20 protein-coding genes are annotated in these 26458 nt (G+C 65.6%); 2 read left to right on the top strand and 18 right to left on the bottom strand.

The genetic code is table 11. From position 1 onward, the window contains the following. Positions 1-38 precede the first annotated feature (38 nt). Genes otnI through ASE95_RS16070 form a run of 3 tightly spaced genes read right to left on the bottom strand, consistent with a single transcriptional unit; the run spans position 39 to position 4347 of the window. A complete protein-coding gene (gene otnI, locus ASE95_RS16080; protein WP_056638526.1) occupies positions 39-827 on the bottom strand; it encodes a 2-oxo-tetronate isomerase in 789 nt (262 codons plus the stop codon). After that, on the bottom strand, positions 824-2116 hold the full coding sequence (locus ASE95_RS16075) for a glycerate kinase type-2 family protein (protein ID WP_235528366.1): 1293 nt from the start codon (positions 2114-2116) through the stop codon (positions 824-826). The genes otnI and ASE95_RS16075 overlap by 4 nt, the downstream gene beginning before the upstream one ends. After that, positions 2113-4347, bottom strand: a complete 2235-nt coding sequence (locus tag ASE95_RS16070) for a ThuA domain-containing protein (protein WP_056638523.1) — start codon at positions 4345-4347, stop codon at positions 2113-2115. The genes ASE95_RS16075 and ASE95_RS16070 overlap by 4 nt, the downstream gene beginning before the upstream one ends. Positions 4348-4596: 249 nt before the next feature. Between ASE95_RS16070 and ASE95_RS16065 the strand changes: the two genes are divergently transcribed. Both ASE95_RS16065 and ASE95_RS16060 read left to right on the top strand, forming a co-directional pair. Then, positions 4597-6198 (top strand): L-lactate permease, encoded by a 1602-nt coding sequence (locus ASE95_RS16065; RefSeq protein WP_056638520.1) that lies wholly within the window; start codon positions 4597-4599, stop codon positions 6196-6198. Continuing rightward, positions 6195-6983: a 2-keto-4-pentenoate hydratase gene (locus ASE95_RS16060; RefSeq protein ID WP_156348088.1), complete on the top strand. Its 789-nt coding sequence runs from the start codon at positions 6195-6197 to the stop codon at positions 6981-6983. Before ASE95_RS16065 ends, ASE95_RS16060 begins: the two co-directional genes overlap by 4 nt. Positions 6984-7017: 34 nt before the next feature. Here the strand turns inward: ASE95_RS16060 and ASE95_RS16055 are convergent, their stop codons facing one another. The 15 genes from ASE95_RS16055 to fliF all read right to left on the bottom strand — a co-directional run bounded on the left by ASE95_RS16055 (position 7018) and on the right by fliF (position 26453). Then, entirely contained in the window at positions 7018-7812 is a 795-nt protein-coding gene (locus ASE95_RS16055) for an FCD domain-containing protein (protein ID WP_056638516.1), read from the bottom strand. Positions 7813-7887: 75 nt separating this feature from the next. Then, positions 7888-10029, bottom strand: coding sequence for an alpha-amylase family protein (locus tag ASE95_RS16050; RefSeq protein WP_056638512.1), 2142 nt, complete (start codon positions 10027-10029; stop codon positions 7888-7890). Further along, entirely contained in the window at positions 10026-11012 is a 987-nt protein-coding gene (locus ASE95_RS16045; protein ID WP_268795849.1) for a 2-hydroxy-3-oxopropionate reductase, read from the bottom strand. The genes ASE95_RS16050 and ASE95_RS16045 overlap by 4 nt, the downstream gene beginning before the upstream one ends. Then, the gene (locus ASE95_RS16040) at positions 10958-13759 is read right to left on the bottom strand and encodes a TonB-dependent receptor plug domain-containing protein (protein ID WP_162234717.1); all 2802 of its coding nucleotides are present in this window, start codon (positions 13757-13759) and stop codon (positions 10958-10960) included. The genes ASE95_RS16045 and ASE95_RS16040 overlap by 55 nt, the downstream gene beginning before the upstream one ends. A 234-nt stretch (positions 13760-13993) precedes the next feature. After that, a complete protein-coding gene (locus tag ASE95_RS16035) occupies positions 13994-15397 on the bottom strand; it encodes a glycoside hydrolase family 27 protein (protein WP_056638502.1) in 1404 nt (467 codons plus the stop codon). A gap of 220 nt (positions 15398-15617) precedes the next feature. Then, a complete protein-coding gene (locus tag ASE95_RS16030) occupies positions 15618-16112 on the bottom strand; it encodes a DUF427 domain-containing protein (protein WP_056638501.1) in 495 nt (164 codons plus the stop codon). Further along, positions 16109-16468, bottom strand: coding sequence for a thiol-disulfide oxidoreductase DCC family protein (locus ASE95_RS16025; RefSeq protein ID WP_056638499.1), 360 nt, complete (start codon positions 16466-16468; stop codon positions 16109-16111). The genes ASE95_RS16030 and ASE95_RS16025 overlap by 4 nt, the downstream gene beginning before the upstream one ends. Then, a complete protein-coding gene (locus tag ASE95_RS16020; RefSeq protein ID WP_082450207.1) occupies positions 16465-18207 on the bottom strand; it encodes a tryptophan-rich sensory protein in 1743 nt (580 codons plus the stop codon). Before ASE95_RS16020 ends, ASE95_RS16025 begins: the two co-directional genes overlap by 4 nt. A gap of 219 nt (positions 18208-18426) precedes the next feature. Beyond that, a complete protein-coding gene (locus ASE95_RS16015; RefSeq protein ID WP_162234716.1) occupies positions 18427-19728 on the bottom strand; it encodes an HD-GYP domain-containing protein in 1302 nt (433 codons plus the stop codon). Positions 19729-19849: 121 nt separating this feature from the next. After that, entirely contained in the window at positions 19850-20515 is a 666-nt protein-coding gene (locus ASE95_RS16010) for a flagellar hook assembly protein FlgD (RefSeq protein WP_056638491.1), read from the bottom strand. 10 nt (positions 20516-20525) lie between these two features. Continuing rightward, on the bottom strand, positions 20526-21866 hold the full coding sequence (locus ASE95_RS16005; protein WP_162234715.1) for a flagellar hook-length control protein FliK: 1341 nt from the start codon (positions 21864-21866) through the stop codon (positions 20526-20528). 47 nt (positions 21867-21913) lie between these two features. After that, on the bottom strand, positions 21914-24052 hold the full coding sequence (gene flhA, locus ASE95_RS16000; protein ID WP_056638487.1) for a flagellar biosynthesis protein FlhA: 2139 nt from the start codon (positions 24050-24052) through the stop codon (positions 21914-21916). Then, positions 24049-24465 (bottom strand): helix-turn-helix domain-containing protein, encoded by a 417-nt coding sequence (locus tag ASE95_RS17415; RefSeq protein ID WP_235528365.1) that lies wholly within the window; start codon positions 24463-24465, stop codon positions 24049-24051. The genes flhA and ASE95_RS17415 overlap by 4 nt, the downstream gene beginning before the upstream one ends. Positions 24466-24497: 32 nt before the next feature. After that, positions 24498-24872, bottom strand: a complete 375-nt coding sequence (gene fliN, locus ASE95_RS15990) for a flagellar motor switch protein FliN (protein WP_235528364.1) — start codon at positions 24870-24872, stop codon at positions 24498-24500. A gap of 9 nt (positions 24873-24881) precedes the next feature. After that, positions 24882-26453: a flagellar basal-body MS-ring/collar protein FliF gene (fliF, locus tag ASE95_RS15985; RefSeq protein WP_235528363.1), complete on the bottom strand. Its 1572-nt coding sequence runs from the start codon at positions 26451-26453 to the stop codon at positions 24882-24884. Positions 26454-26458: the final 5 nt, after the last annotated feature.

Here is a 26458-nt window from a genome sequence, read left to right as displayed (position 1 = left end):
TCACCGGTACGGTCGGTGGTGTGCCCTCGAAGATCTTGTCAGGCGCGGGCCAGATAGGGCGCGGCCCAGTGCAATCCCGCCGTCGTTCCGGCCACCGGCGAATACTCGCATCCGATGCAGCCGGCATAACCCAGCGCATCGATCCGTTCGAACAGCCACGGAAAGTTCAGCTCGCCGGTACCGGGCTCGTGACGGCCGGGATTGTCGGCGATCTGAATATGGCCAATCCGCGCAAGCAGCCGCTCGATCGCCCGGGTCACATCACCCTCCATGATCTGCATGTGGTAGATGTCGTACAACAACTTCACGTTGTCGCGTCCTACCGCATCGATCACCTCCAGCACCGTGTCGGTCCGATCATAGAAATAGCCGGGAACGTCGATGCGGGTGTTGATCGGCTCCAGCACCAGCGTGATACCCTCACCCGCCACCCGATCCGCCGCAGCGCGGAGATTGGCGATCAGTGTTTCGGTCCAGCGCGCCCGGTCGGCGTCGAAGGGGATCTTGCCCGCCATGACGTGCAATGTGCGACAACCGGTGGCGCGAGCATATTCCAGCGCGGTGTCGATGCTGCGCGCGAACTCGTCCACCCGCGCCGGATCGGCAGCGAAGCCGCGTTCCCCGGCGGCCCAATCGCCCGCCGGCAAATTGAACAGCGCGACGGTCAGCCCGCTTCGATGAGCGGCATCGGCCACCGCCGATACCGGCTCGGCATAGGGGGAAACGAACTCCACCGCTTCGAAACCCGCACCCGCTGCGGCCGCGAAACGGTCGAGGAACGGCAATTCGTTGAACAGCATCGTCAGGTTGGCGGCCAGTCGCGTCATCGCTGCATCTCCTGCGGCAGCACCAGCACTGCCCTGAAATCGTTCACGTTGGTGCGTGTCGGGCCGGTCAGCAGCAAATCGCCGAGCGCGTCGAACAGCGTCGCGCTGTCATGCGCGGCCAGATAGCTGCGCGCGTCCAGCGTCGCCGCCGCCGCCCGCGCGATCGTGTCCGGCCCGATCATCGCACCCGCCGCCCGACTGGCGCCATCCTCCCCGTCGGTGTCGGCGGCGAGTGCCCAGATGCCGTCATCGCCGTCCAGCGCGCAGGCGAGCGCAAGCGCGAACTCGGTGTTGCGTCCGCCGCGTCCGCACGCGCGCCCGGCAAGCGTGACTGTGGTCTCGCCACCGGACAGGAAGACGGTGGGCACCACCACCCCGCGCTGCGCCAGCGTCGCCATCTCGGCTCCCAGAACGTGGCTCTCCCCCTCCAGATCGTCACCCAGCAGCACGGGATGCAGCCCGACGCACCGCGCTGCCGCCGCCGCTGCGTCCAGTGCGGCGGCCGGCGTTCCGATCAACCGAACGTCGCAGTCGGCGCTCGTCACCCGCGCCTCCGCCGGTGCCAGCAGCCGTGCCGTGACCGCGGCGGGCAGCTGTGCGCCGAGCAGCGCGACGACATGGCCCAGGTCGACGTCGGCGGTCGAATCCGGGATCGAAGGTCCGGACGCGATCGACGCCACGTCGTCGCCGGGTATGTCGCTGATCGCCAACGTCACCACGCGCGCCGGTTGCGCGGCGGCGAGCAGCTTGCCGCCCTTGATCGCCGACATGCGCCGCCGAACGACATTCATCGTGCGAATGTCCAGTCCGGAAGCGAGCAGCAGCCGGCTGACCTCCTGCTTGTCCGACAGCGTGATGCCCGGCGCCGGCAGCGCCATCACCGACGATCCGCCGCCGGAAATCAGCACCAGGACCAGGTCGTCGGGCGACAAGCGAGCAACCAGGTCGAGGATTTCGCGCGCCGCTGCCTCACTGGCCGGGTCGGGCACCGGATGCGCGGCCTCGCGCACCGCAATCCTTCCGGCGGACAGGCCATAGCCGTAGGGCACGACCACCGCACCGGTCAGTTCCACGTCCGGCCAAGCGATGTCGACCGCCTGCGCCATCGACGCCGCGGCCTTGCCCGCGCCGACGACGATGCAGCGGCCTGCCGGCTTGGCGGGCAGGTGTCGCGCCAGCATCACCGCGGGATCGGCGCTCGCCACCGCGACATCGAACAGGTGGCGTAACGCGCCGCGTGCGTCGGCGTCGGTCCAGGCAGGTGCCATCGGCTTGGGCTCCGCGCTCATGCGAGGTCGACCGCCACGACTTCATGCAACTTTACCTGAGGCACATCGACGATCAGCCGATTGCCGTCGCGGCGATAGGGCGCGTCGCGTTCCGCCTCCAGCAGGCGGACCGCCGTCGGCCGCGCGCCGGGCGGGAGTTGAAGCGTCACGCGGTACGGGCCGGCCGGCAACACCTCGCGCATGTAACCGCGCATCGCCATCGGGTTGGTGAGGTTGACCAGATGCGCCGCCACGGAGTCACGCTGCCGCCAGTAAGCGACGTCCAGCAGGCCGGGGCCCTCGACCGTCATCGGTTGCGACGCATCCGCCGCCCAGGCCACCGCATTGCGCAATACGGCAAGGTGATCGCCGGTCGAATTCTCCCAGAAAGTGCGATCAAGATCGAAGGGGAAATAGACGACGCGCCCTTTCCCCACCGTTCGCGCATAGACCATCGGCACGTCGGTGGTGCGCGTGGCGGTATAGACCTTCTCCATCGGCAGGTCGGGATAGCTCGGCACCGAAGTGAAGGCCGCCGCCATGCGCGGATCGTGCGGGCGAACGTGGACCTGCCTGGTGCCGGCCATGATGCGCGGCGTATCATCCAGCCCGATCGTCAAGGGATGGGGACCGCGTACGGACAGGTAGCTGTTGTGCACCCGCGGGTCGACGCGCCCGGCGTAGTCGCATCCGAACAGGTCGGCCAGGCCGAAATTGGCGCGCCGCTTGCCCCATTCATCGCAAAGCGAGCTTTCGTGCGTCGCCACGATCGCACCACCGCGACGCACATAACCGCGCAGCGCCGCGCATTGCGCGTCCGACAGCGCGGCGATGTTGGGCAGCACGATAACGCGATACCGGTCGATCGCCTCCGCATCGAGCAGACGCTCATCGACAAAGGCAAACGGTACGCGTGCCTCGATCAGCGCCTGATAGAAACCGTTGCTGGCATCGTCCTGTCCGCCGCGCAGCGATTGCGCGTCCTGCGGCCCGCCCGCTCCGTTATCGCGCGGTACCTCCGGCACGTAATAGGTGTTGGTCTGGGCGGAATGCAGCATCGCCACGCGCGACAGATTGTCGGTGTTGCGGAAGTACTTCTCGTGTCGCGCATGCCATGCGTATGATTCGGTGACCGCCGGTACCCAACGCTTGTCGAACACCTCCGCCTTGAACTTGGTCATCCACGGACGGAATCCATGTGCCAGCCCGTCGTGGAGGTAGGCGCGGATCTCGGTCGGAGCCTGCACCGAATCCATGAAGCGATAGGGCGTCGCCGTCTCGCCCACCGCGAAGATGCCGCTGACCGGACGGTCCGGCATCAGGCACGCGGTTTCCTTCGCGCTACGCCCGTTGAGCCATGCGGGCGCGTTGCCGCTGCGCGCCTGCCGATCCGCGAACAGCGCCCGGGCGGTGCGGCGAAGGCGGCGCGGATCGAGCTTCCCCCAAGTGCCGGGCGTGAAGAACGCGCGCGGGTTCACACCCGTCACCGTTCGCGCCCACAGATCGAGCTGCTCGTAACGCACCGAATCGTCCCAGACGAGATAGGCGCGCACCGCCGGATCGCCGACATCCTTCAGCGCGGCGGGAATCGCCAGACCGCTCGCTGCCTTGAATTTCGTACGGCAAACCTGACAGTGGCAGATGCCCGCGCTTCCCGCCCAGCGATTGCCGAATACGCCATCGACCGGATAGCGCGCGACGATTTCGCGCAGCACCTGCGGCATCCATTCGAAGGTGACCGGCCCGTTGGGGCAGGTCAGATAGAGTTCTGGATCGGCGGGATGCCGCTTCGGCTGTCCGGCTGCGTCACGCGCGACCCATTCGGGATGCGCGGCCAGCGCGTCGGCGCGCATCGCGTGGGGATCCACCCGCGCCAATACGCGAATATCCATTTTCTTGCAGGCGTGCACCAGTTCGCCGAACATGTCGCCCGTCCCCAGGAACGGACTGCGATAGTGGAACGGCACCGCCGTCGGGTAAAAAGCCGTGACCCCGCCTGCACTCAGGCACACGCCCTGCGTTCGGGTTCGTTGCAGGAAGTCGAGCCAGAACTGCTTGTCGTACCGTCCCGGATCGTCCTCGGTGGCGCAGATCTGGACCCAGCGCATCGGTCCCCACTCCCAGCCCGTACCCGGCACCTGCGCGCTGGCGGCCGTACCGGACAGCGTCGCCGACGCGCCGAGCAGCGCCGCTCCGCCCAGAACGCTCCGACGATCCACACCCGTCGACACGTCCGCATCGTTGCCGATCATGCCATCCACTCCCAACCGCAACCATCATCACGTTCTTGGCTAACATTACTTACCATGCATGACAATGGGCGCGGAGGATCCGATAAACCTTTCTCGGCGGATTCGAGCATCGGCTTTCCTGGCACAATCCTGATGCGCCGGTTCCCGGCTAATTTTTCTGGATAGTTATACTTGCCAATCAACCCGTTGGTCAGTTAGCCCTAAGCAAGAAGCAACCGACGCCGACAGGCGCGGCGTAAGGGGAGAAGTATGTTTCGTCAGCTCGTTACGCCTGTCGCGGACAATCTGCCGCTGTCGTTCCTGATCGCCGCCCTGCCGATCGTGACCGTGCTTCTCCTGCTCGGCGTACTCAGGCGTCCGGCGTGGCAGGCGTCCGTCGCGGGCGTGCTGATCGCATTGCTGCTGGCGGTGGCGGTGTGGCGCATGCCGATAGACCTTGCGCTGAACAGCATAGCCGCCGGCGCCACGTTTGCGGCATGGCCGGTGATGTGGATCGTGCTCAACGCGTTGCTGCTCTACAATGTGGCGGTCGCCTCGGGCAGTTTCGCGGCGTTCAGCGACTGGATGGTGCGCCACCTGCCCAACGACCGAAGGGTCGCGCTGATCGTCATCGGCTTTTCGTTCGGGTGCTTGCTGGAGGGTGTGGCCGGGTTCGGCACCCCCATCGCGATCACCAGTGCCCTGCTCATCACCCTCGGCTTCCCCGCGATCGAGGCGATCGTTTTCACGCTGATGTTCAACACCGCGCCGGTCGCCTTCGGCGCGCTTGGTTCGCCGATCATAACGCTGGGTGCGGTCACGCAACTTCACGACGTCGCGCTGGGGGCGATGGTCGGGCGGCAACTGCCGATCATTGCGCTCCTGTTGCCCTTCTACGTCATCGCCGTGTACGGCGGCGTGCGCGCGATCCGCGGCATCTGGCCCGTGCTGCTCGTCGCGGGCGGATCGTTCGCGTCGATGCAGTTCCTGTCGTCGAACTTCCTCGGCTATGCGCTGACCGACGTGCTCTCCTCATTGGCGTCGCTGCTGAGCACGTTGCTGTTCGTGAAGCTGTGGCGGTTTGCGCCCGATCCCGCTTTTGCGTTGCGCCCGATCGAAACCGATGCCCCGCCGGAGCGCGCAAGCGGCAGCATCAAGGGCTGGTTGCCCTGGATCGTGCTGTCAGTGACGGTGATCCTGTGGGTTCATCTGAAGGTGAACACGTTCGGTGAGCGCAAGCTGGAATGGCCCGGCCTGCACGACGCCATCTTCATCACAACCTACGGCAAAAGCTACGCTGCGATCTGGACGTTCCAGCCGCTGGCTACCGGCACCGCGATCCTGGTCGCGACCATCATCACCGCGCTGCTGGTGCGACTGTCGGCACCGCAGCTCACCGCCGCCATGCGGCAAACGCTGCGTCAGATCCGCCTGCCGCTCGCAACGACGATGACGATCGTCGGGCTCGCCTATCTGATGAACTACTCGGGCATGGCGTACACATTGGGTGTCGGAGTCGCATCGGTCGGGCCGCTCTTCCCGCTGCTTTCCGCATTCCTCGGCTGGCTGGCGGTGTTCCTGTCAGGCAGCGACACGTCCGGCAACGCGCTGTTCGGCAATTTGCAGGTCGTCGCCGCGCGGCAACTGGACCTGAACCCGGTGCTGATGGCCGCCACCAACGCGTCGGGCGGGGTGCTGGGCAAGATGATCTCGCCGCAGAACATCGCCACCGGCACCAGCACCACCGATTGTCGCGGACAGGAAGGCGCGATCCTCGCCCGCACGTTCAAACACAGCGTGTTTCTGACGTTCGTCCTCGGTGTTATCGTGATGGTGCAGCAGCATCTGGTGCCGTGGATGATCCCGTCATGAAACTCATCGCTTTGGCCTTGCTGGGGCTGGCAGGCTGCGCCTCCGGGGACGGAAACTATATCGCCCGCATGACCGCCGCTGAGCGGGCAGGCGTGCCGCTCACCCCGATTACTGCGAGCCGCCCGGCTATTTCGATCGCACAGGCATATCGCTTGCAGCAGCGCTATGTCCGCGAGCGGCTGCGTGCCGGCGGGCACGTCGCGGGCTATAAGGGCGGCCTTATGTCGGCGGCATCGATGGCCGGGCGGGGCGTGGACGAACCTCTGGTCGGCGTATTGTTCGCCGACGGTCGTGCGGATGCGGACGGGACCGTCTCCCTGTGCGGCTATCGCAAGGCGGCGTTCGAGCTGAAGCTCGGCCACGAAAATGGACACGTCCTGCCGGTGATCGACCTACCCGACATCGCCTATCGCGATCCGGCGCATTACGGCGCAGTAGACATGGTGGCTGCGAACATCTCCGCCGCACGTTACGTGCGCGGTGCGGCGCAACCAACAGGCGGGCGGGATCTGGACGCGCTGCGTGTCACGCTCACTCGCGACGGCCAGCCCGTGACATCCGGCACCGCGGGCGAGTCACTGAACGGACAAGATGCGAGCGTCGAGGCGGTGAAGGCATTGGCGCGCCGCGCCGGCTATGCGCCCCGGCCCGCCGACCTGATCGTGACCGGCAAGATCGGAGAGCGCGGCTGGCTGCTTCCCGGACGATATATCGCCGATTATGGCCGGCTTGGTCGGGTCGCGTTCACCGTTACGGCATGTGCGACGTCGACTGGACGGACGTAATGCACAACTGACTGGCGCCTGGGTGCACGCGCCATCACGCCTCGGCAGCGCGCACCTTCTTCGTCGCGACGATGTCGCCCCGCGCAAGGCGGCGGATACTCGCCTCCAGCCGGCGTTCCGCCTCGTAGATTTCGCGCTGGGTGCGCATCGCGGTGGTCATGTGCAGCCGCGCCGCATCGCGGGCGCCTTCTGCGTCGCCGGCCATGATCGCGTCGTAGATCGCCTGATGCTCATGAAGCTGTGAGTCCTTCTGGCGGCGATGCTCGTACAGATTCTTGCGATTGAGATAGACGTTCGAACGCAAGATGCTCTCGATGCTGCGCATGAAGTGCATCATCATCAGGTTGTGGCTCGCCTCATAGATGGCGAAATGGAATTCGGCGTCGGTGCGCGCGATCTCATCGACATCCTGCACCTCGTGCGCGGTCGTCATCGCCTGGAAGCATCGCGTGATCGCCTCCCGGTCAACCGCTGACGCGCGCTCAGCGGCAAACGCCGCTGCCGCCGCCTCCATCTCGGCGCGCAGTTCGAGGCAGTCGATCCGCGCCTCCGGCGTATCCATCAACTGCACCAGCGGATCGCGCAGGCTCTTGCCGATCTGTTCGCTGACATGGGCCACGCCCTGCGCGTTGGTGGTCAGGAAACCCGCGGCGATCAGCTTGTCGAGCGCCTCGCGCAGCGATGGGCGCGACACGTCGAGCTTCGCCGACAGCTCACGCTCGGACAACAGCCGCTCGCCGGGTCGCAGCGACCCCTCCAGGATCATCTGCTGGACGTGCTCGGCGATCGCGTCCGCCAGTTTGGCGGGCCGGATGGAGGGTGCGTTCATCGGGGTGCGCCTGAAACCATGATCTTGGTATAGCGATACGCGCGCCGCGCCGAAAGCGTCGCCGACCCGCGCGCGTCAGGCGCGAAACAAGACCGCTTCGAACGCGTCGACCGGTGGCAGGTCGAACCAGGTCCGGCCCGCGGCATCCGGTGGCGATGTTGCCGTAATTTCACGATTTCCTACCAAGGCCGTCGCGTCGCTCACCGCGCCCGTCACGCCGATGCGCAGGCCGTGAAGCGCGGGCGGCGGCGCATAATGCGTGTTGCGCTGCCCCGCATAGTTCACGACCGTCACCAACGCGGCGCCGTCTGCGCGACTCATCACCATCAATTCCACCGGACCGTCCCCGGTCAGGGCGAAGCGTTGCGGCGGCGCGTCGCGCGCGACCAGCCGCTCGATCAACTCGCGATGCACCGGCAGGCCGTCCCGCTGATAATGCCAACCGACGAACCACGGTATATGCACCGCCATGCCCCGCCCGTGCGCGCGCCGTGATACGCCGGGGTCGGCACGCGCGGGAACGCCGGGAATCGCATAGCTGAACTCGGGCGGACCATAACGCTGGTCGGGTGCGAACCGCATCACCGCTTGCGCCCCGGCCCGCGCGGTACCGCCCATGTACACGCCGTCTAGCGGCACGCGCCCGGTGACCTTGACCACCCCCTGCTCCGGATCGAGCGTCCAGCCGTGGATCGGCTGCGGCGCGGCATAGCGTTCCAGCGGAAAACAGCCGAGCGGCACCGTAGCGCGGCGCTGGCCACGTTCGTCGAACGCTCCGGGCATCCCGGTGGCGATCAACACGCCACCACGCGCGACGAAATCGTCCAGCGCGGCTGCTTCGGCGTCCGACAGCACCATCACATTGGGGGCTACGATCACGTCGAAGCCGGCACGCAGATCCGTCGTGCCATCAGCGACACGCGCATCGCTGACGAATCGGAACGGGATGCGTGCATCGACCAGCGCGGCGTACATTCCGCGAAATTCCGGGGTCTGATAGTCGGCATAGGCAGTCCTCCCGGCCAGCCGCCCGCTGCTGCCCGACTGGTACAGGCCAACCCGTGCCGCCTCTGCCATCCCCGCATAGGCATCCGCATGAGCCGCGCGCCATTTGAACAATCGCGATACCGGCGGCAGATAGGTCGGGTCGCTTTGATCGGCGAGCGTTCCCATCAGGTACAGGTCCAGCTTGGCGCCCACCCCCATTTGCTGGGCGAAGCGGTTCTCATGGTAAGCGGCGTTTTCGGTCACCTGCCGCCAGGGATAGTCGATATGCGCGGTGGAGGTGGACGACCACGGCTTGCCGGGACTGCGCGCCAGCGCCGCGCGGCATTGCTCGCCCGATTGATAGGCCCATTCTGGACCGGCGCGATCGACCCGCCGCTGCACCTCCCCGCGCCCGACCTGCTCGACGCTGTCGTGCTGCACCACGGGCACACCGGGCGCGAGCGTCGCGATATGGCCTGAGATGCGCCGCCGCAGCGCTTCGGAGGTGCGGGACTGGAAAGCGAGGTAATCCGGCCACGCCGGGTCGGTGAACCCTTCTTTCATCGGCAATTCACGCCCGTACATTTCGCGGAACACCCGCCGGCAATTTGCACAGACGCAAATGCCGTGATCGACATTGGCGTAATCGGTGCGGGGATAACCGGTCATATTGAAGAAGATGCCGTCGGGCTTGTAACGCGTCAGCCCCTCGCTCAGCAGCCGCAACCCATATTCCTGCGCCCAGCCGCCGTTCGGACAGGCCTGATACGTCCCCGCGAACTCGCGCGGGGTACCGTCGCGGTTCAGCATGAACCAGTCGGGATGCGCGTCGTAGACCGGCTTCATCGCCTTGGAGAGGTCGAACCGCCCGATATAGGCCAGCCCCTCGTCATGCGCCGCCGCAATCATCTCGCGCACGAAATCCCCGCGCTGCATATAGGGGTTCCGGCGCTGGTAGGGCAGCTTCGTCGGATAGAAGGCGACGATCCCGCCGATGTTAGAGACGATCACGTTGGCGCCGAAATCGCGGATCGCGCGGGCGATCGTGCGCGGATTCTCGCGGATGTCGATCTCGCGCAAATTGGTCTGGACGATCCGATAATCCTGCAACCACCAGCGCTTGGGATCGAACGCGCCGGTCGGCGATCGCGCTTGTGCGAAGGCACCACCCGCGACGCTTAGCCCCGCGAGCGACAGCGTCTGCAGCACGAAACGTCGGGACGCCGTCATACCGTCGCCTTCTCGATCTCGTGATCGGCCAGCACTTCCAGCGCGCGCACCATCGCCGAATGGTCCCAATCCGCCCCGCCTCGCGCGACGCAGGCACTGAACAACTGCTGCGCGGATGCGGTGTTCGGCAGCGCGAGGCCCAGCGCACGCGCGCTCGACAGCGCCAGGTTCAGATCCTTCTGGTGCAACGCGATCCGGAAGCCCGGCGCGAAACTGCGGTCGATCATCCGTTGCCCGTGCACCTCCAGCACGCGCGAGGAGGCAAACCCGCCCATCAACGCCGCGCGCACCTTGTCCGGGTCGACGCCTGCCTTGGCGGCGAACAGCAACGCTTCCGCTACGGCTTCGATGTTGAGCGCAACGATGATCTGGTTGGCGACCTTGGCCACCTGCCCCGCGCCGACATCGCCGACATGGGTAACGTTCTGTCCCATCTTGCGGAACAACGGCTTGACACGCGCGAACGCCGGCGCGCTGCCGCCGCACATGATGGTCAGCGTCGCCGCCTTCGCCCCGACCTCGCCACCCGACACCGGCGCATCGACATAGTCGCCGCCCGTCGCCATGATCCGCGCGGCAAAGTCGCGGGTGGCGATCGGATCGATCGAGCTCATGTCGACGACGCAAATCTCCGGCCGCAATCCGGATGCGATCCCGTCAGCGTCGAACAACGCCCGCTCGACGTCGGGCGTGTCCGGCAGCATCATAATTACGACGTCTGCGGCGGCCGCCAGTTCGCGCGCGGACCCGCACACCGTTGCGCCGCCCGCCAGCAATTCCTCCGGAACCGGCGAGCGATGCCGCACCAGCAGCAGCTCGTGCCCCGCCGCCTGGAGATGCCCGGCCATCGGGCGTCCCATGATCCCGGTGCCGACGAAGCCGATCTTCATACGCTGTCCTCCATGCGTGCAATGGACTCGGGTGCCGCCTAGAACCGCATCCGCGCGCCGACGCCGACCACACGGCCGCGTAGGTCGTGATATTGCGACAAGGTGGCGAGCGCGACGGTAATGCTCGATTCCGCCAGCAGCGGCGGATCTGTGTCGGTCAGGTTCTCGACCTTGGCGTAGATCTGGAACCGGTCGGTAACGTCGTAGGTGACCGACATGTCGGTGTAGAGGTACGCTGGGTAATGATTGCGGTTCAGGTCCAGCGGTCCGAACGCGTTATCGAAGGTGCCCGGCCCGATATAGTTGAACAGCAGCCGCAGGTTGAGCGGACCCTGATCGTAGAGGAAGGTGGTCGATCCGCGCCACTTCGGCGTTGCGAATCCACCCTGAAGCTGCCCCGCCGTGTCGACCTGCCCGTTCGCGGTGGAGGAGATCAGGCGATCGACATATGTCGCCAGCGCGCGGGTGGTGAACGTGCCGGCGAACAACGGAAAGGCGTAGCTGGCCTCGAAATCGACGCCGCGTGTCTTCAGGGTCTGCGCGTTGAACGAATTGGCATTCACCTGCGTGATCGAGCCGCTTTCGTCCCGCAGCACGCCTTCGCAGAAAATCTGGTCCCCCCGTCCGCAACGGTCCACCACCTCCTGCTGACCCGGCGTGATGATCGCGTCGCGCAGGTCGATGTCGTAGAAGTCGGCGGACAATTGCAGGCGCGGAATGAACGACGGCTGCAACACGATGCCACCGGTGAAGGTATAGGCGGTTTCCGGCCCCAGGTTGGGATTGCCGCCGATCAGGAAGTTCACGTTGGCGGTGCGGTTGGTCAGGAAATCGGTGACGGTCCCGATGCGGATGTTCGCCTGCGCGAACAGATCGTTGATCCGCGGCGCGCGGAAATCGCGCGAATAGGTGGTGCGCAGGCGAATGTCGTCGTTGATCGCGTAATTGAGCCCGACCTTCCACACGCCCGTCGACCCGACCGTGCTGTAGTCGACGAAGCGCCCGGCAAGATCGAGGTCGAGGCTGCGCGCGAAACCGGTCTCGCGGGCAAGCGGGATCGACACCTCGCCATACGCCTCCTTGACCTCCAGTTTGCCGTAATAGGAACCGAAGGTTCCCTGCCGCCAGCCGTTGACGTCCGACACCGGGTCGGAGCGATTGTCGACTGAATCCCGGCGGTATTCGCCGCCCACCGCCACCTTCACCGGCCCGGCCCAGGTGTCGAACACGGTTCCCGACAGGTTGAGGTTGACGATGCCGCTCTGCGAGCGGGAATCCTGCCGTGATGTGCCCAGCACATAGCCGTTTACTTCCGGCGTGACTGCACCGATCCCGAAGATGTTGGCCGCCACGCAGCCGTTGCCCGGGTTGGTCAACGTCGACCGGCACACCGGCTGGCCATTCGGGCCGATCACCGAGTCCAGTGCCAGCGCCCAATTGCCCTGATTGCGGTTGTTGCGCCCCTGGATCAACGAGCGGGCGTAGGTGTAGCTGCCCCCCAAGGCCCACTTCCACGTGTCCGACAGCGATCCGGTCAACGCACCGCTGACTCGATAATAGCTGTTTTCGGTGGAGTTCTCGTTGCGGCCCTGCTCCGGATTGTAACGTCCCACGCGGATCGACGTCAGGTTGTTGGCGATCATCGCATCCCGGATGTTGGCGGGCAGAAATGCATTGTCGCGGCGGACGGTGATGTCGCCGTTGTTGGTGTTGTAATTGCCCGTGCTGCGCGCCAGCGTGTTGGCGGCCAGCACGTCCAGCCTACCCGTGACGTCATCGCTGAAATCGTAGCTGAGCCGTCCGAAACCGCTGATCTGGCGCGAGGCGACCTGCAATGGTGCGAAATCGGGCTGCGGCATCAATCCGTCGCCACCCTCCATCCACACCGTGCCGACGTTGGTGCCCTGCCGGAACAGGGATTGCGCGCCGTTCGCGCCGAACTGGATGTTGCGCAGCGGCCCGGCCGAGGTGATGACGCCGCCCGCCGTCATCTGCGAATAGCGGGCATTGGGAACGATCACCTGGCGGAACGCGCCATTGGTCGGAGTGTAGGCGGCGTTCGGGATGAAAGTGACGCCGTTGCGACCCCAGTCACGCGCGCCCTGATAGACGATGTCCGGCTGGTCGAAATAGGAACCCGCGATCAGGAAGCGCCCGCGATCACCGCCGAACTTGCCACCATAAATCGCGCTCGCCGACACCTGGCCGAGGTCGCCGTGGGTGGAAACGTTGTACTGGGCGTCGATCTTCCCGCCCTCGACATTGTCGGCCAGGATCAGGTTGACGACGCCGGTGATCGCGTCCGACCCGTAGACCGACGATGCGCCGGCGGTGACGATGTCCAGCCGCGCGATCAAGGGTGCAGGCAGAATGTTGATGTCGAAGCCGTTGGCGATCGGGCTGCTGTCCATCACCCGCTGGCCATCCACCAGCAACAGCGTGCGCGTAGAGCCAAGCGCGCGCATGTTGAACGTCGCCAGTCCCAGATTACGACCGCTGCCGTTGTTGCGGTTGGGTCGAAGCGCGGGCACATCGCGCAGCAGGTCGACGACGTTGGTCGCCGCCTTTTGCTGCAATTGCTGCTCGGTGATCGTCGTGATCGGCGTCGGTTGCTGGAAGGTGGAGCGAGCGATGCGGCTGCCGGTCACCACCACCTCGCCGGCACCGGCGTCCTGCGTCGCGGCCGCGGTCGGATCGGCCGGCAGCGCGATCGACGGGTCGGTTCCCGCCGACGGCGCATCGATCGACTGCGGCGTCTGCGCCTGCACCAGCGATGATTGACACAGGGCGACGACGCTGACGCCGATCGCCGATAGATACACGTGAGCCCGGCTCTTCATCATCCCCTCCCTTAGATGGTACATCCATCTTTCGTTCAGAAGGACTGGATAGATTACCTTACCATTTGGTGCAATGGAAAATTTTGTGCGCCTGAGGCGGTCGTTGATGCAGGACTATCCCTGCGCCCCGAACGTAATCCGGGGCGCGCGAGGCGAGTGTTGACAGGATCGGTGTGTCTCGACCAAGGCACAGGGGCGGCGATCCGGTGCAGGGCCGGCGCGCCGCTCAGGCGTTCAGGCGGTCAGGCGATAGAGTCCCGAGCCATGCGGCGGCAGCATCCTGGATAGCCGCTCGTCCACGCGCTCCGATGCCGCGCCCGACCACAGATCGGTGACGCGCGTTGCACCGCGAAGACCGACCTCGGCGAGCGGCACCCCGACCTCCTTTGGCGCGTCGGTGACGTTGAACAAGGCAACGTAGCGATCGGCGGGCGCACCCTCCGGACGGGCCGACCAGACACGCGTACCGTCGGCCACGAAGTGCGGCCGATTATCGGTCGACGCCTGATTGACCGCCAGCACATCCCGGTTGGTCAAAAGCGCTACTGTCGGCGCGTCCAGGTGCCGAAGATCGCCACCCATGATGAGCGGCGAGCGCGCGATCGACCACAGCGTCATCAACGTACGTTGTTCGTCGGGCGTGAACTTCGTATCGCGCTTTCCCAGCGCCAGCCGCCCGAGCGGCAGCATGTCCGCATCGGGCCACGCGCCCGGGCGACGCCACGGGTTCCAGTTCTCCAGTCGGGTGAATTGCGCCTCCAGCATCGCCCATTCATCCCAGAAATCGTCGGAGATACGCCACATCTGTGCATGTTCACGGACATGGCCGCCGCGGACGACCGGCGTCTCTCCAGGCGACAGGCTCAGCATGATCGGTCGGCCGGTCTTGAGGATCGCCTTGTGAGCGCCCTCGATTTCCGGAGCGTGGGCGTCATATGGCCGGCTCATGTCGTCCATCTTGACGAAGTCGACGCCCCAATCGGCATACAGGCGGAAAATGCTGTCGTAATAGGCTTGCGCGCCGGGCTTCGTCATGTCGACGCCGTACATGTCGGGGTTCCACGAACAGACGCTGGCGGTGTCGGCGACGTCCGCCGCACGATAGCTTGTGCCGAAGATCGGCAGGTTCTTCTTCACCGCCAGCCGTGGAATACCGCGCATCACGTGGATCCCGAACTTCATGCCCATCCCGTGCACGTCGGCGGCGAGCTTCGCGAAACCCGAACCGTCGGCGCTGGACGGAAAGCGGTTGGGCGCCGGGATCACGCGACCGTAATCGTCCAGCGCGGGCATCGGAGTGGCGCTATATTCGTAGCTGGACGCACCGGGCTCGTACCATTGGATGTCGACCGTGAAGATGTCGTAGCCGAACGGCAGTAATCGATCGCGCATGATCGCCGCGGTCTCGCGTGCCTGCGCCTCGGTGATGGTGGTGGCGAAGCTGTTCCAGCTGTTCCATCCCATCGGCGGTCGCGGGGCGAGCACGCCACCGTCTTGCGGTGCCAAGGCCTTCGATGGGCCGGCTGCCGCGGGCGACCCCGACTTACCGTACGCGATCCCCGGCATCGCAATCGATCCCGCCGCCGCCAGTGCCGCCCCGCGCAACGCAGCACGCCGGCTTATCGCTCTTTCGTTCATGACATCCCCTTGTTCGTCGTTTGCCGATATTGTTCGACAATAGCGGCGCTTTCACAACCCGTCCGGAACGAAGCCAGAACACGGCGGCGGTGTCGCCGCATGCACACCGATCGCCCGTCTCGAACATGGCGGAAGTTGGCCGACGCATTGCCCGCTCGGTAGGCAGATTACCGCGCCAAACTCCACCACAGCATCGGTGACGGAATGGCCGGATGCGCGCTCACCATCCCATGCTGCCCGGCACGCCCTTAAACGGCCCCGCGAGGTCGGAGGTGATCCAGCCGCCATAGAAGCCGCCGGGTTGCGGCGTCACCCGCTCGCCATCGACGGCGCACAGGTCGAAGGGACCGGCGTAAAACGCGAGGTGATCACGCAGGATCGCGAACGCAGACGTGGGGTTGGCATAGCTCCACGCGACATCGCGCAACGTCTGCCCGCCGACATCGACATGCCAGTAGCGCGCCTCGCCCTTCCATTCGCAGAACGACCGGCGGGTCGACGGCCGCAGCAATCCGGGCGAGATTGCGGCCGGCGGGATGTACCAGCTCGGCGGATGGCTCGTTTCAAGCGTGCGCACCGCGGCGGCCGTATCGGCGACCACGATGCCGCCATGCACAATCCGGACGTGCCGGGCGCTCGGCTGCGCGATCGCAGGGCGCGGATATTGCCATACGCTCTCCTGCCCGGAAGCGGGCGTATCGGGTAGCGGCCTCATGCCCGTACCTCGCGCCCGGCGAGCCAGCGTTGCAGGCACGGGCGTACTTTGAGGAACCGCAGGTAAACCCACTCGAGCAGGCCCAGCACGGGCCGGTGCTGCGCCAGCAATCCGATTGGTCGCAGCAACGGTATCGCCCGCCACATCGCCCCGAACGCCGCTGCGCCGGACAGCATCTGGCCACTTTCCATCGCATGGAAGCGCGTCAGCAATTCGGCGCGGTCGATCGGGCACGTCGCGGGGCCGGTGGCGTCGACGAAATCGATCCGGCCACGCCGGTCGAGCCGCCGCATCAGCGCGATCTCTCGCCGGCACAGTAGACAGTCGCCATCATGCCAGACGGTGACGCGGCTCACCGCCCGTTCGCCGGATTATCGCGCCGGATCCGCTCGGCAAGCAAGGTGGCGAAGCCGAGCCACGCGACGAACGGCGCGCCCACCGCTGCCGCCGGCTTGTCGGCGCGGGCCGCAACCGCGACATAGGCGGCGCCGGACGCGACCATCGCCGCCGATGCCGCTGCGCTCGCCCCCAGCTTCTTCTTGCGGAAAAACAATTGCGTCCATCCGCCCACCATCGCGGTATTCAGCAGCCACAATCCGACGGCGGTGTTGCGCGCCGCGCCGGAGGGCTGGCGCAGCAAGCGATATCCACCGACCGCAAGCCCGCTTTCCAGCACCGGCCACACCGCCCCGAACGCCGCATCGGGCGGCGTATAGCCGGGCTTATCGAGCCGGCGGTACCAGCGCCGAATGGCGGGATGCGAGGGATCGGGCGCGTTGCGGCGTCCGACGATCGCACTCGCGCCCAGTACGAGACCGACGACGCCAAGCGCCACCAACGGCGAGGCTCCGCCGGACTTTGGCGGAGCGACTTCGCGGGGCTGCGCACTCGGTGCCATATTCACGGCGATCTCATCGTAGCGCGACAAGTCAGGCTCCCTTCCATCGTTACTGAACAGCTTGCTCGCCAATTTTCGCACGTACGGCCTACCCGCGACACCCAGCACATTGTGTAGGAGGCGGATGCCCGTGCGGCTATGTGGGTTCATCAGTCGGGGCGCGATCTTCGGCACGCCCTGCCCATCCTCTACCATCGGGCGCATCGACCGTTCGTACGCATCGAATGCAGCCCGCAGATCGTCCGTCCCCGCCATTTCCGCCGCCAGCACATAAGCTCCGGTGATCGCCAGCGTCGTACCGATGCCCGCGACGGGGGTGGCGCACCAGGCGGCATCGCCGGTCAATACGACCCGGCCGTTCGACCAGCGTGGCATCCGCACCTGCCGCAGCCCGTCGAAATAGAAATCGTCGGTCGCGTCCATGCCGTCAAGCACACGCGCCGACTGCCATCCGGCGTCGGCGAACCGTTCCCGCAACCACGCCTTCTGACGGTCTGCGTCCCCGTCCTGCTCGCCACCGGGCGGCTGCTGAACCGACAGCATCGCCCGTGTGGTGCCGTGCCGATCGGGCCGCAGCGAAATGCTGCGCCCGCCGACCGCATTGTACCAGCGCCACAGGCGATCGTCGTCATCGGTACGCGGTATCGTGAAATAGGCGATCGACAGGTTCATCCAGCGCGGTGCGTTCTCGCGTGGGAAAACAAGTTTGCGCGTCGCCGAACCGACGCCTTCGGCAACGATGACGGCGTCGTAACGCTCCGTGCGCCCGCTCGAGAAGGTCACGCTAGCCGCAGCGTCGTCCTGCACGATCGCGACAACGCTGTCTCCGAACCGGTACGAGGCATGGACGGCGGCGGGTTCGTAAAGCAATCGGGCAAGGTCGCCGCGCAAGATCTCCAGCTCGGCGGTCAAGCCGTCCGAACCCAGGTCCGAGGTCAGGAACTGAGCGGCGATCCTGCCGTCGCCGTCCACCCACGCTGTGCCCTCCTCCCCCGTACCTTGCTCCAGCGCTGCCTGCTCCAGCCCCATGCGACGCAGCACAACGCGCCCGCTCCCGCGAACATCGATGTTCTGCCCACCCGCCCGAAACGAAGGCGCGCGCTCGACCACGGTCACGTCGAAGCAGGCCCGGCCAAGCCACCACGCCGCGGTATTACCGGCGATGCTGGCGCCGGTTACAAGGATACGACGGGACATGGAAATGCTCTCCTCTCCCATCACAACGTCCAAGGCGGGCTTCGGTCGCCTGCGTCCGGATCGACGCGCCGAGGTCGCGCGGGTCACGCCACAGGGAGGAGAGTCTCATCGGCGCTTCGGCGTGACACTGGACCAGAAGGGCATCGCAGAGGGCCGTCCGTTGCAGGAGCGGTCGCATAGATCGCCGATCTGGTGTGTGCGTTGGCAGATGGTCGGAGATCAATTCGACAAAAACGCAGGTTCACCCGCAAGGATACGGGCGGACATCGCGCCCCAGTCGTTCGTGAACCATCGCGTCGGATCCTCCGCGGCGATCGCGCGCTCGGCGTTCTTCTCGTGCAGAACAACGTCCTGGTAGGGCAGCAGACTGGCGTCGATCGTCGAATAGAAGACCCGTGCCAGCAAGCACCTGTTTTCGAACCTTGACGGTAGCACGACTGCCAGGCGGTTCGAGCGGAGCCGCACCAGCTTGCCTGGCGGCATCACACCGATCATGCGCATCAGGCAGAACACGAGTTCACTGTCGAACTCGCCGGTCGCCTCGTCCATTTGCGCCAGTACCGATGCGGGGGTCATTCTCGCGCGATATGGCCGGTCCGACGTCATTGCATCGTAGACGTCGCAAACTGCTGCGATCCGTGCGGCCAGGGTGATGTCTTGACCGCCGAGGCCGAAAGGATAGCCCGATCCGTCCAGTCTTTCATGATGATGCAGGCACACGTCCCGAACGACGGACGGCAGATCGTCCATATCGCGCAGCAGTTCGAATCCAAGCTGGGGATGACGACGAATTTCCTTCTGCTCGGCGGTCGTCAACGCTCCTTCCTTCTTCAGGATTGCATCGTCGATCGACATCTTTCCGATGTCGTGGAGCAAGCCGGCCATACCCAGTTCTCGTGCCGTATCGGCCGGCAGACCGGCTTCGCGCGCCAGACAGATCATCAGCGCACAAACGGCCACCGAGTGCATGTAGGTCTCGTCGTCCTTGGCCTTTAAGCGAATGACGCTGACGAACGCGGAAACGTTGTGCTCCAGCGTTCGGGCAATGTCGTCCACCACCGTCAGGACAGATGGCGTCGCGATCGCGCGGCCTTGCAAGCACCCTTCGAACAGCGCCTTGACCGCGCTTGTCGAGCGCTGCGCCACTGCCAGCGCGCGTTCGCGATCTGCCCGTCCGAATGTCACGGGCGCGATCACCCTGGTGCCATCCACGCGCTGATTAAGCTGTGGCCAATGTTGCGGGATGCGCGGCTTGTGGTCGAGCCGTCCGGGAGCGCCCTGCGGCGCCCGCGCGCATCCATCTGCACCGCGCTGACTGGCGCGCATGATCTTGGCCGTAACATCCCGGCCACGATCGGTATCGATCATCACCATGCCATCAGTATTACGGACCCTTTCGAGGATGTCAGCGCGATCGACCACAAAGCGGGAGCGCCAGAACGGATGCGCTATCCACTTCGTCTTCAAATCGTGGACGTACATGCCCATCTCGACCTTACACGACTGGATCAGTCTAAGCATATACCCTCTTAAAACGCAGCGTTGCGCCATCTACAGCATGATGTAGAGATCATGTACACGTCGTTGATCATGCTGATCGTTCGCGCAACACACGCCTTCACTTATCTCACGGGATGAAAAATCACTTCACAGCCTTGCCAAGAACGCTTGCCACCTTCACCAGCGGAAATCGCTCGCCGTTCACGTTGACCATTGCCCCGTCACTGCCCGACTCGACGCCCGACACCGTCCCGCGCGACAGGATCGTCGTATCAAGTGATAAACCCTTGGCGTCCTGGGTAGCGACCACCAGCCTGTAGACGCCGTCGCTGGCGCGCTGGCCGTCAGAACGCATACCATCCCACCGCAATTCGCCCGAAGCGCCTTCCGAGAGCGGGATGGTGCGGACGACCTGGTTCGCCGCGTCGTAGATCTTCGCGGTCCCAGATGCCGGCTCGCCTTTAACCGTGTAGGTCCAGTGGGCGGGTGCGCCGGAAGTCAGGCCCGCCAGCGGACTGGTCACCGCCACCTCGCGGCCGATGAAGCCGGACGCCAGCATCATGTCGTGCGTATTCAGTTTGGCCAGCATGTCGCGCAACGTGCCAGTCTGCTGCATCGATTGCTCGACTTGCGAGAACTGCGCCAATTGCTGCGTGAACTGGGTCGTATCCATCGGATCGAGCGGATCCTGGTTCTTCATCTGCGTCGTCAGCAGCCGAAGGAACATGTTGAAGTCGGCACCGATGGTCTTGGCGGTACCGGTCACCGGCGCGGCGGCGGCCGTGGTGCTGGACGATATGGCGGTCATCGTAAATTCCTCACGCGAGCATGTCGACACGGCCCGATGGGGCGGCGCGGTGGGTGATGGGATCAAGCGGGGCCGAAGGAGTTTCTCCTTCGCCGTTCGCGGCGAAGTGGCGATCGGACCGCGCGGGATGAGGATGGGCAAAGCTACCGCCGCTTTGACCCTCGTCAAACCGGAAGGAGCCGGCATCGGTGCGGACGCCGGCTTGCGCCAATGCGCGATCGAGTTGACCCACGTCGCGGCGGAGCAGTTCCAGCGCCGCTGGCGACTCCGTTGCGACGACCGCCCGCAGCTCGCCGCCCTGTTCGAACGAAAAGCGGATATGGATACGACCGAACTCCGCAGGATCGAGTCGAACCGTTACCTCCTCGCGGCCGGCAGCGATCTGCCGGCGCACGATCGCGCCAACCTCCGCGCCCAGGCGACCGCCGAAAGCATGCGCCTGCGGCAGGCTTGCGGTCGCGAGCGGCGCCTCGGCGGGATAGGCAAGCCGCAACGTGGCGTCCGTCACCGGCGACGGCGAGGCGGCCGGCATGCTCGATGATGGCGCGGCGGAAAGATCGATCGCGAAGGAGCGATGAGTGATCCCGGACGTGGCGGGTGCCGCCTCGGGCACCGTCCTGCCAGCAGGGAAGTCGAACGACGACGCCGGACGAATGGAGTCCCCGTGCGCTGTCGCCGGCCCGGCCATCGCGGAGGCGTCTTCCACGGAGGCTTCGCCATCACCGGAGGTCCCCCGCGGCGTAAACTCTCGGGAGGCCATACCCTGTGCCGGCATGATCACAGGCGTCGCAGGGATCTGCACCAGTGGTGCAGGCGTCGCCGTCAGGATGTCGAGCATGCCGGTATCGCGGTCTGGCGATAACAGGTTTCCTTCATCAGCGTCCGCGACCGCTTCGTCGGGGATGGTCGGATACTCCGCCTGCGACGCCGGTTCCGCCACGCCGGGCTGCACCGACTGGGTGAAAGCGCCAGACAACGGCACTGCCGATAGCGCCGCCGAGGCAGCCGGGACGGGCTGCGGGATGGTCGCGGCCGGCTTCTCGTCGGAGGCCGGAGGCGATGGAGGCGCTTCGGCCAACGAACCATTGCCTGCCAGCACGATCGCGGCCTCGTCCGGCATCGTGGCGTCGGCTGTCGCGACGAAAGACGGAGGCGCTTGCCATGTCGTCAGGGCAAGCGGGATGGTAGCGGGGCCAGACGACGGCGTTGCGGCGCCAGGCGCCGAGAGCGTAGCCCCTCCAGCGACGTCGATCAGCAAGGCGAAACCCGCTGGTACGCCCTGAGCGCCGCCTGTGCCGCCGGAGATAGCGGTCGTCGCAGTCGCGAACGGAGTGATCGTATCGGCCGTCATTGGAGCCCCTTGCTGCGCTACCCTGTAGTTATAGGCGGATGGTGGCGTCATGCGGCGTTCCGCAGTGCTTTCGTCGCCGACAATGGCGCAGCTTCCAGCGAGCCGATCGTACGGATGCGCGCTCGGACGTGGATCTCGCTTTGCGACAGGATGACGGTGGCCGGCCGGATGCGCTCCACGATCGATCGGACGAAAGGTCGTGCGGACGGGGAAACCAGAACGCAGGGGATTTCGCCGGCTTGCGCGAACCGCTCGAACGCATCGCGGATGTCGCTTGCGAAGCGCTGCAGGTGCGTCGGGGACATCGCCAGCTGTCGCTCGTCACCATCGCCGACGATGCTTTCCTCGAAACATGCGTCCCAAGCCGGTCCCAGCGTGATGATCGGAATGGTGCCGTCGCGGGTGTGCTGCGCGGAGATTTGCCGCGACAACCGGGAGCGGACATGCTCGGCCATCGTACGGATGCTCTGCGTAAACCCGGTAGCCTCCGCAACGCCTTCGAGAATGGTCGTCATGTCACGGATCGAAACCTCCTCCGCCAGCAACATCTGAAGCAGGCGCTGCAGGCCCGACATCGAGATCTTCGCCGGAACGATCTCCGCGATCAGCTTGGCGTCGTCCTTGTGGACGTCGGTCAGCAGCTTCTGCGTTTCGGAATAGGACAGCAGATCCGGCAGGTTCGCCTTCACCACCTCGGTCAAATGGGTGGTGACCACCGTCCCGCAGGTCACGACCGTCAGGCCGCGAAGCCCGGCCTCCTCGCGAAGGCTGCGATCGATCCACAGGGCAGGCAGCTTGAAGACGGGTTCAAGCGTTGGTTCGCCGCTTAACCCGCTGTCGGCCCCGCCCGGCGCGATGACCATCAGCTTGTCGATCCGCAATTCGCCACGGGCGACCTCGGTATCCTTCACATGGACGACATATTCGTTCGCCTGCAGGCTCATGCTGTCGAGGATGCGCACCGCCGGCAGGACAAAGCCGTAGTCGGCCGCCAGCTGCCGGCGCAGCGCACGAACCTGATCGTCCAGTCGCGGTTCCGCGGCGGAATCGTTGATCAGCGGCAACAGCGCATATCCAAGCTCGACCCGGATCGCATCGATTGCGATCGTTCGCGCGATCGGCTCGTCGGTGTCGGCCTCCGCCTGTTCGGCAAGGGCCACGCGCGCCGTCTCCGCGGCGGTCTCGCGCCAGGCGCGCTGCGACATCTGCCACGCTGCCACGCCGCAACACGTCGCCAGCAGAGCGAAGGGGAAGAACGGCAGGCCGGGGATGAAGGCGAGCGCCGTCAACAGCGCCGCGACCATGCCGAACGCCTTGGGATACCGGCCGAGCTGCTCGCCTAGCGCCGCGCCCGTCTTTCCGGCTACACCCCCCTTCGAAACGAGCAGACCCGCCGCAATCGAAACGATCAGCGCGGGGATCTGGCTGACCAGTCCCTCGCCTGCGGTCAGGATGGTGTAGGTGCGGAATGCGTCGCCGAACGGCACGCCGTGGATCAGCACGCCGATCGTCAGCCCGACGACGATATTGATGCCGGTGATGACCAATGCGGCGATCGCATCGCCCTTCACGAACTTGGATGCGCCGTCCATCGCGCCATAGAAGCCGCTTTCCGCCTCCAGCTCCGCCCGTCGATCACGCGCTTCCTGCTCGGTGAGCAGGCCGGCTGACAAATCGGCGTCGATCGCCATCTGCTTGCCCGGCATCGCGTCCAGACTGAAGCGTGCGCCGACCTCCGCAATCCGGCCCGCGCCCTTGGTGATGACGACGAAGTTGACGACGATCAGGATGGCGAAGATCGTCAAGCCGATGATCGTCTCGCCGCCCATCAGAAACTCGCCGAACGCGCCGATCACCCCGCCGGCGGCATGATGGCCCTCGTGCCCATGCCCCAGGATCAACCGTGTCGACGCGATATTCAGGCCCAGCCGCAACATCGTCACGATCAGCAGGATCGTCGGAAAGCTCGACAGCTGGAGGGGCTTTTCGATGAATAGCGCCGTCATCAGGATCAGCACCGATGCAGTGATCGACAGCGACAGCCCGAAGTCGAGCAACCAGCCCGGCATCGGCAGTACGAGCATCGCGATGATCGACAGCACGCCACCCGCCAGAGCCAGGTCGCGGCCCGGTCCCAGCCGTTCGAGCACCGTCCGTACGGCTGGCGGCAGCGTGAGACCGCTCATGCCGATCGTCCGGCCAGACCGTGGACAGGTGCTGGCGGCACGTCGATCCCCTCATCAAGGAACAGGCGCAGCTTGTTGCGCATCGTGCGGACGGAGATGCCGAGCACCTGCGCGGCCGACGTCCGGTTACCGTGACAATAGGCGAGCGTTACCAGGATCAACGCCCGTTCCACATCGGTGAGCGTACAACCGACCAGCGGTTCCACCTGCGGCGGCGCAGTCTCGATCTGGTCATCGGAGCGGGCGGCGAGCGACGACGGGCGTGTACCCGGTTCGACCGTCAACAGCTGCGTACCCGAGGCGGCGAGCCGCGACAGCATGGCCACGTCACATTCGATCACCGACAGCCGGCCGCCCCGCCGGGTCACTTCCAGGGCGGCATCCAGTACTTGGCGCCGGTCGCCGATCAGCATCAATCGGCCCGGCGGATCGTCGATACGGCGCATCACTGTCCGCGCCGCGCGATTTCGGTTAGCGTAACTCCAAGCACGTCGTCGATCAGCACAATTTCGCCACGCGCGACAAAACGATCGTTGACGAAGATATCGATCGGTTCGCCTGCGCGACGGTCCAGCTCGATCACGTCGCCGCTCTGCAGCCGCAACAGCCGCTCCAGGTCCATCCGCGCGCGTCCCAATACCGCGCGCACCCGAACCGGCACGTTCATAACCGCGTCAAGATCGTCCGCCGACAATGGTGTCGGGCCGGAAGTGGTTCTCGGTCCCGCGGCAGCGCCTTGTGCGGCTAATATATCGATCGGATCGGCCAGCGGCTCGATGCCAAGTGCGAATGCATCGTTGAGCGAAGGGTCTTCCATCATCATACCTCCTCAGGCGTTCATCCATTGCCGAATGACGGTCACAGACTCGCCCGGGCTGGCGGCGATCGTGTCGCCGATGCGCTTGAGCGCGGAGAGCCGGATGCTGCCATCGACCTGTGCCAGCGCTATATCCTGATCCAGTAACGCCAGATCGTTGGGCACGGTCTGATCCTCCAGCCGCACCTGTTCGCTGTCTTCGCCGGGTGGCAGGGCGAGCGGCGTCGCATCCGGCAACCCGGCATCGACGTCGCCCGCGTCGCTCACGGGCCGCCACCATCCCCGTACAAGCCAGGCCGCGAAGGCCAGACCGACCGCGCCGATCGCCCATTTCGCCAGCCCGAGCAGGTCGCCGGGCGTCAATCCCAAGGGCAAGCTGCTCTCTTCCGCGGCGGCACGCTCGGCGGCGGCGAAGCGCATCACCTCGACAGCGACCGCGTCGCCGCGGTCCGCGTCGTAACCCACCGCATTCTGAACCAGTCGGGTAATCCGTGCCAGTTCCGGCTTGGTCATGGCGGTCGCAGCGCCGTCGACCATCACCGCAACCGAGAGACGCTCGATCTTGCCCGGCCGGGATTCGCTGACGATACGCTTGTGACTGTTCTGAAAAGTGGTGTCCTCCGACGTCTCATGGTTCGCGGAGCGTTGCGTCTCGCCAGATCCTCCGGCGATGCGCCCGGCCGCGTCGGGCAACTGCGTGCTGACCGTTGCGCCTTCCGCCCCCGGCGATGTCGCGTCGTTCTGGGCATTGGTGTCCACGGTGACCTGATGACCGATTACCTGCGTGTCGGGATCGAAGACGTCGGCTTCCTCGGTCACATGATTGCGTTCGAGCAGTGCCGAAACCTCAGCGCGGACGTGACCGGCGCCGACGATCGGCTCCAGCATCGTCTCGATCTGCTCGCGCATGCGGGCCTCGACGGCCGTCTGTCGGCTATCCAGATCGCTCGCGCCACTCGATCCCGCCTCCCCGGCCCGCGCCAGCAACGCACCGGTCTGGTCGACCACGGAAATGCTGGTCGGCAACAGGTCCGGCACCGATGCCGCGATCAGATGGCGCACTGCTTCGACGGCTTCGGGCGATAGCCTGCCGCTCGTCTTCAACGTGACGGCAGCACTTGCCGCGCGCGCCTTTGTGGCGAAGATTTCTCGCTCGGGCATGACGATGTGGACGCGGGCATGCTCGACATGATCCAGGCTCTCGATGGAGCGCGACAGTTCGCCCTCGATCGCGCGTGTCTCATTGATCTTGGCACGCGAGGAAGAGACGCCGAACGGCTCCTCCTGATCGAGCACGTCGTAGCCGATCTTGCCGCCGAGCCGCTCACCGGCGAAGTCCATCCGCAGGTCGGCCAGCCGGTCGACCGGCGCCATGATCGCCTTTCCATCGGACGACAGCGTGAAAGGAACATTCTGCCCTTTCAGCTTTTCCGTGATCGTCGCGGCAGCCGAGGGGTCGAGGTCCGTGTACAGATAGCCCATGGCGGGCGCGGCCTTGCCGATCGCCAACGTTCCAAGACCGATCAGCAGAGCCAGCGCGACGCCTCCGATCAACAACAATCGCCGCCGACCGAGCTGTGCCATCAATG

It is taken from the genome of Sphingomonas sp. Leaf231 (genome assembly GCF_001421995.1).
Lineage (GTDB): Bacteria > Pseudomonadota > Alphaproteobacteria > Sphingomonadales > Sphingomonadaceae > Sphingomonas.
Note: the sequence above shows the minus strand (reverse complement) of the source record. Positions and strands in the feature narration are given on the sequence as shown.

Excerpts from the sequence above, each read along its gene's own strand:
- otnI (WP_056638526.1), bottom strand. The coding sequence starts at position 827 with ATGACGCGACTGGCCGCCAACCTGACGATGCTGTTCAACGAATTGCCG.
- ASE95_RS16070 (WP_056638523.1), bottom strand. The coding sequence starts at position 4,347 with ATGATCGGCAACGATGCGGACGTGTCGACGGGTGTGGATCGTCGGAGC.
- ASE95_RS16020 (WP_082450207.1), bottom strand. The coding sequence starts at position 18,207 with ATGTCCCGTCGTATCCTTGTAACCGGCGCCAGCATCGCCGGTAATACC.
- ASE95_RS16050 (WP_056638512.1), bottom strand. The coding sequence starts at position 10,029 with ATGACGGCGTCCCGACGTTTCGTGCTGCAGACGCTGTCGCTCGCGGGG.
- ASE95_RS16035 (WP_056638502.1), bottom strand. The coding sequence starts at position 15,397 with ATGAACGAAAGAGCGATAAGCCGGCGTGCTGCGTTGCGCGGGGCGGCA.
- ASE95_RS16075 (WP_235528366.1), bottom strand. The coding sequence starts at position 2,116 with ATGAGCGCGGAGCCCAAGCCGATGGCACCTGCCTGGACCGACGCCGAC.
- ASE95_RS16060 (WP_156348088.1), top strand. The coding sequence starts at position 6,195 with ATGAAACTCATCGCTTTGGCCTTGCTGGGGCTGGCAGGCTGCGCCTCC.
- ASE95_RS16005 (WP_162234715.1), bottom strand. The coding sequence starts at position 21,866 with ATGACGGCCGATACGATCACTCCGTTCGCGACTGCGACGACCGCTATC.
- ASE95_RS16030 (WP_056638501.1), bottom strand. The coding sequence starts at position 16,112 with ATGAGGCCGCTACCCGATACGCCCGCTTCCGGGCAGGAGAGCGTATGG.
- fliN (WP_235528364.1), bottom strand. The coding sequence starts at position 24,872 with ATGATGGAAGACCCTTCGCTCAACGATGCATTCGCACTTGGCATCGAG.
- ASE95_RS16040 (WP_162234717.1), bottom strand. The coding sequence starts at position 13,759 with ATGAAGAGCCGGGCTCACGTGTATCTATCGGCGATCGGCGTCAGCGTC.
- ASE95_RS16015 (WP_162234716.1), bottom strand. The coding sequence starts at position 19,728 with ATGCTTAGACTGATCCAGTCGTGTAAGGTCGAGATGGGCATGTACGTC.
- ASE95_RS16055 (WP_056638516.1), bottom strand. The coding sequence starts at position 7,812 with ATGAACGCACCCTCCATCCGGCCCGCCAAACTGGCGGACGCGATCGCC.
- flhA (WP_056638487.1), bottom strand. The coding sequence starts at position 24,052 with ATGAGCGGTCTCACGCTGCCGCCAGCCGTACGGACGGTGCTCGAACGG.
- ASE95_RS17415 (WP_235528365.1), bottom strand. The coding sequence starts at position 24,465 with ATGCTGATCGGCGACCGGCGCCAAGTACTGGATGCCGCCCTGGAAGTG.
- ASE95_RS16065 (WP_056638520.1), top strand. The coding sequence starts at position 4,597 with ATGTTTCGTCAGCTCGTTACGCCTGTCGCGGACAATCTGCCGCTGTCG.
- ASE95_RS16010 (WP_056638491.1), bottom strand. The coding sequence starts at position 20,515 with ATGACCGCCATATCGTCCAGCACCACGGCCGCCGCCGCGCCGGTGACC.
- fliF (WP_235528363.1), bottom strand. The coding sequence starts at position 26,453 with ATGGCACAGCTCGGTCGGCGGCGATTGTTGTTGATCGGAGGCGTCGCG.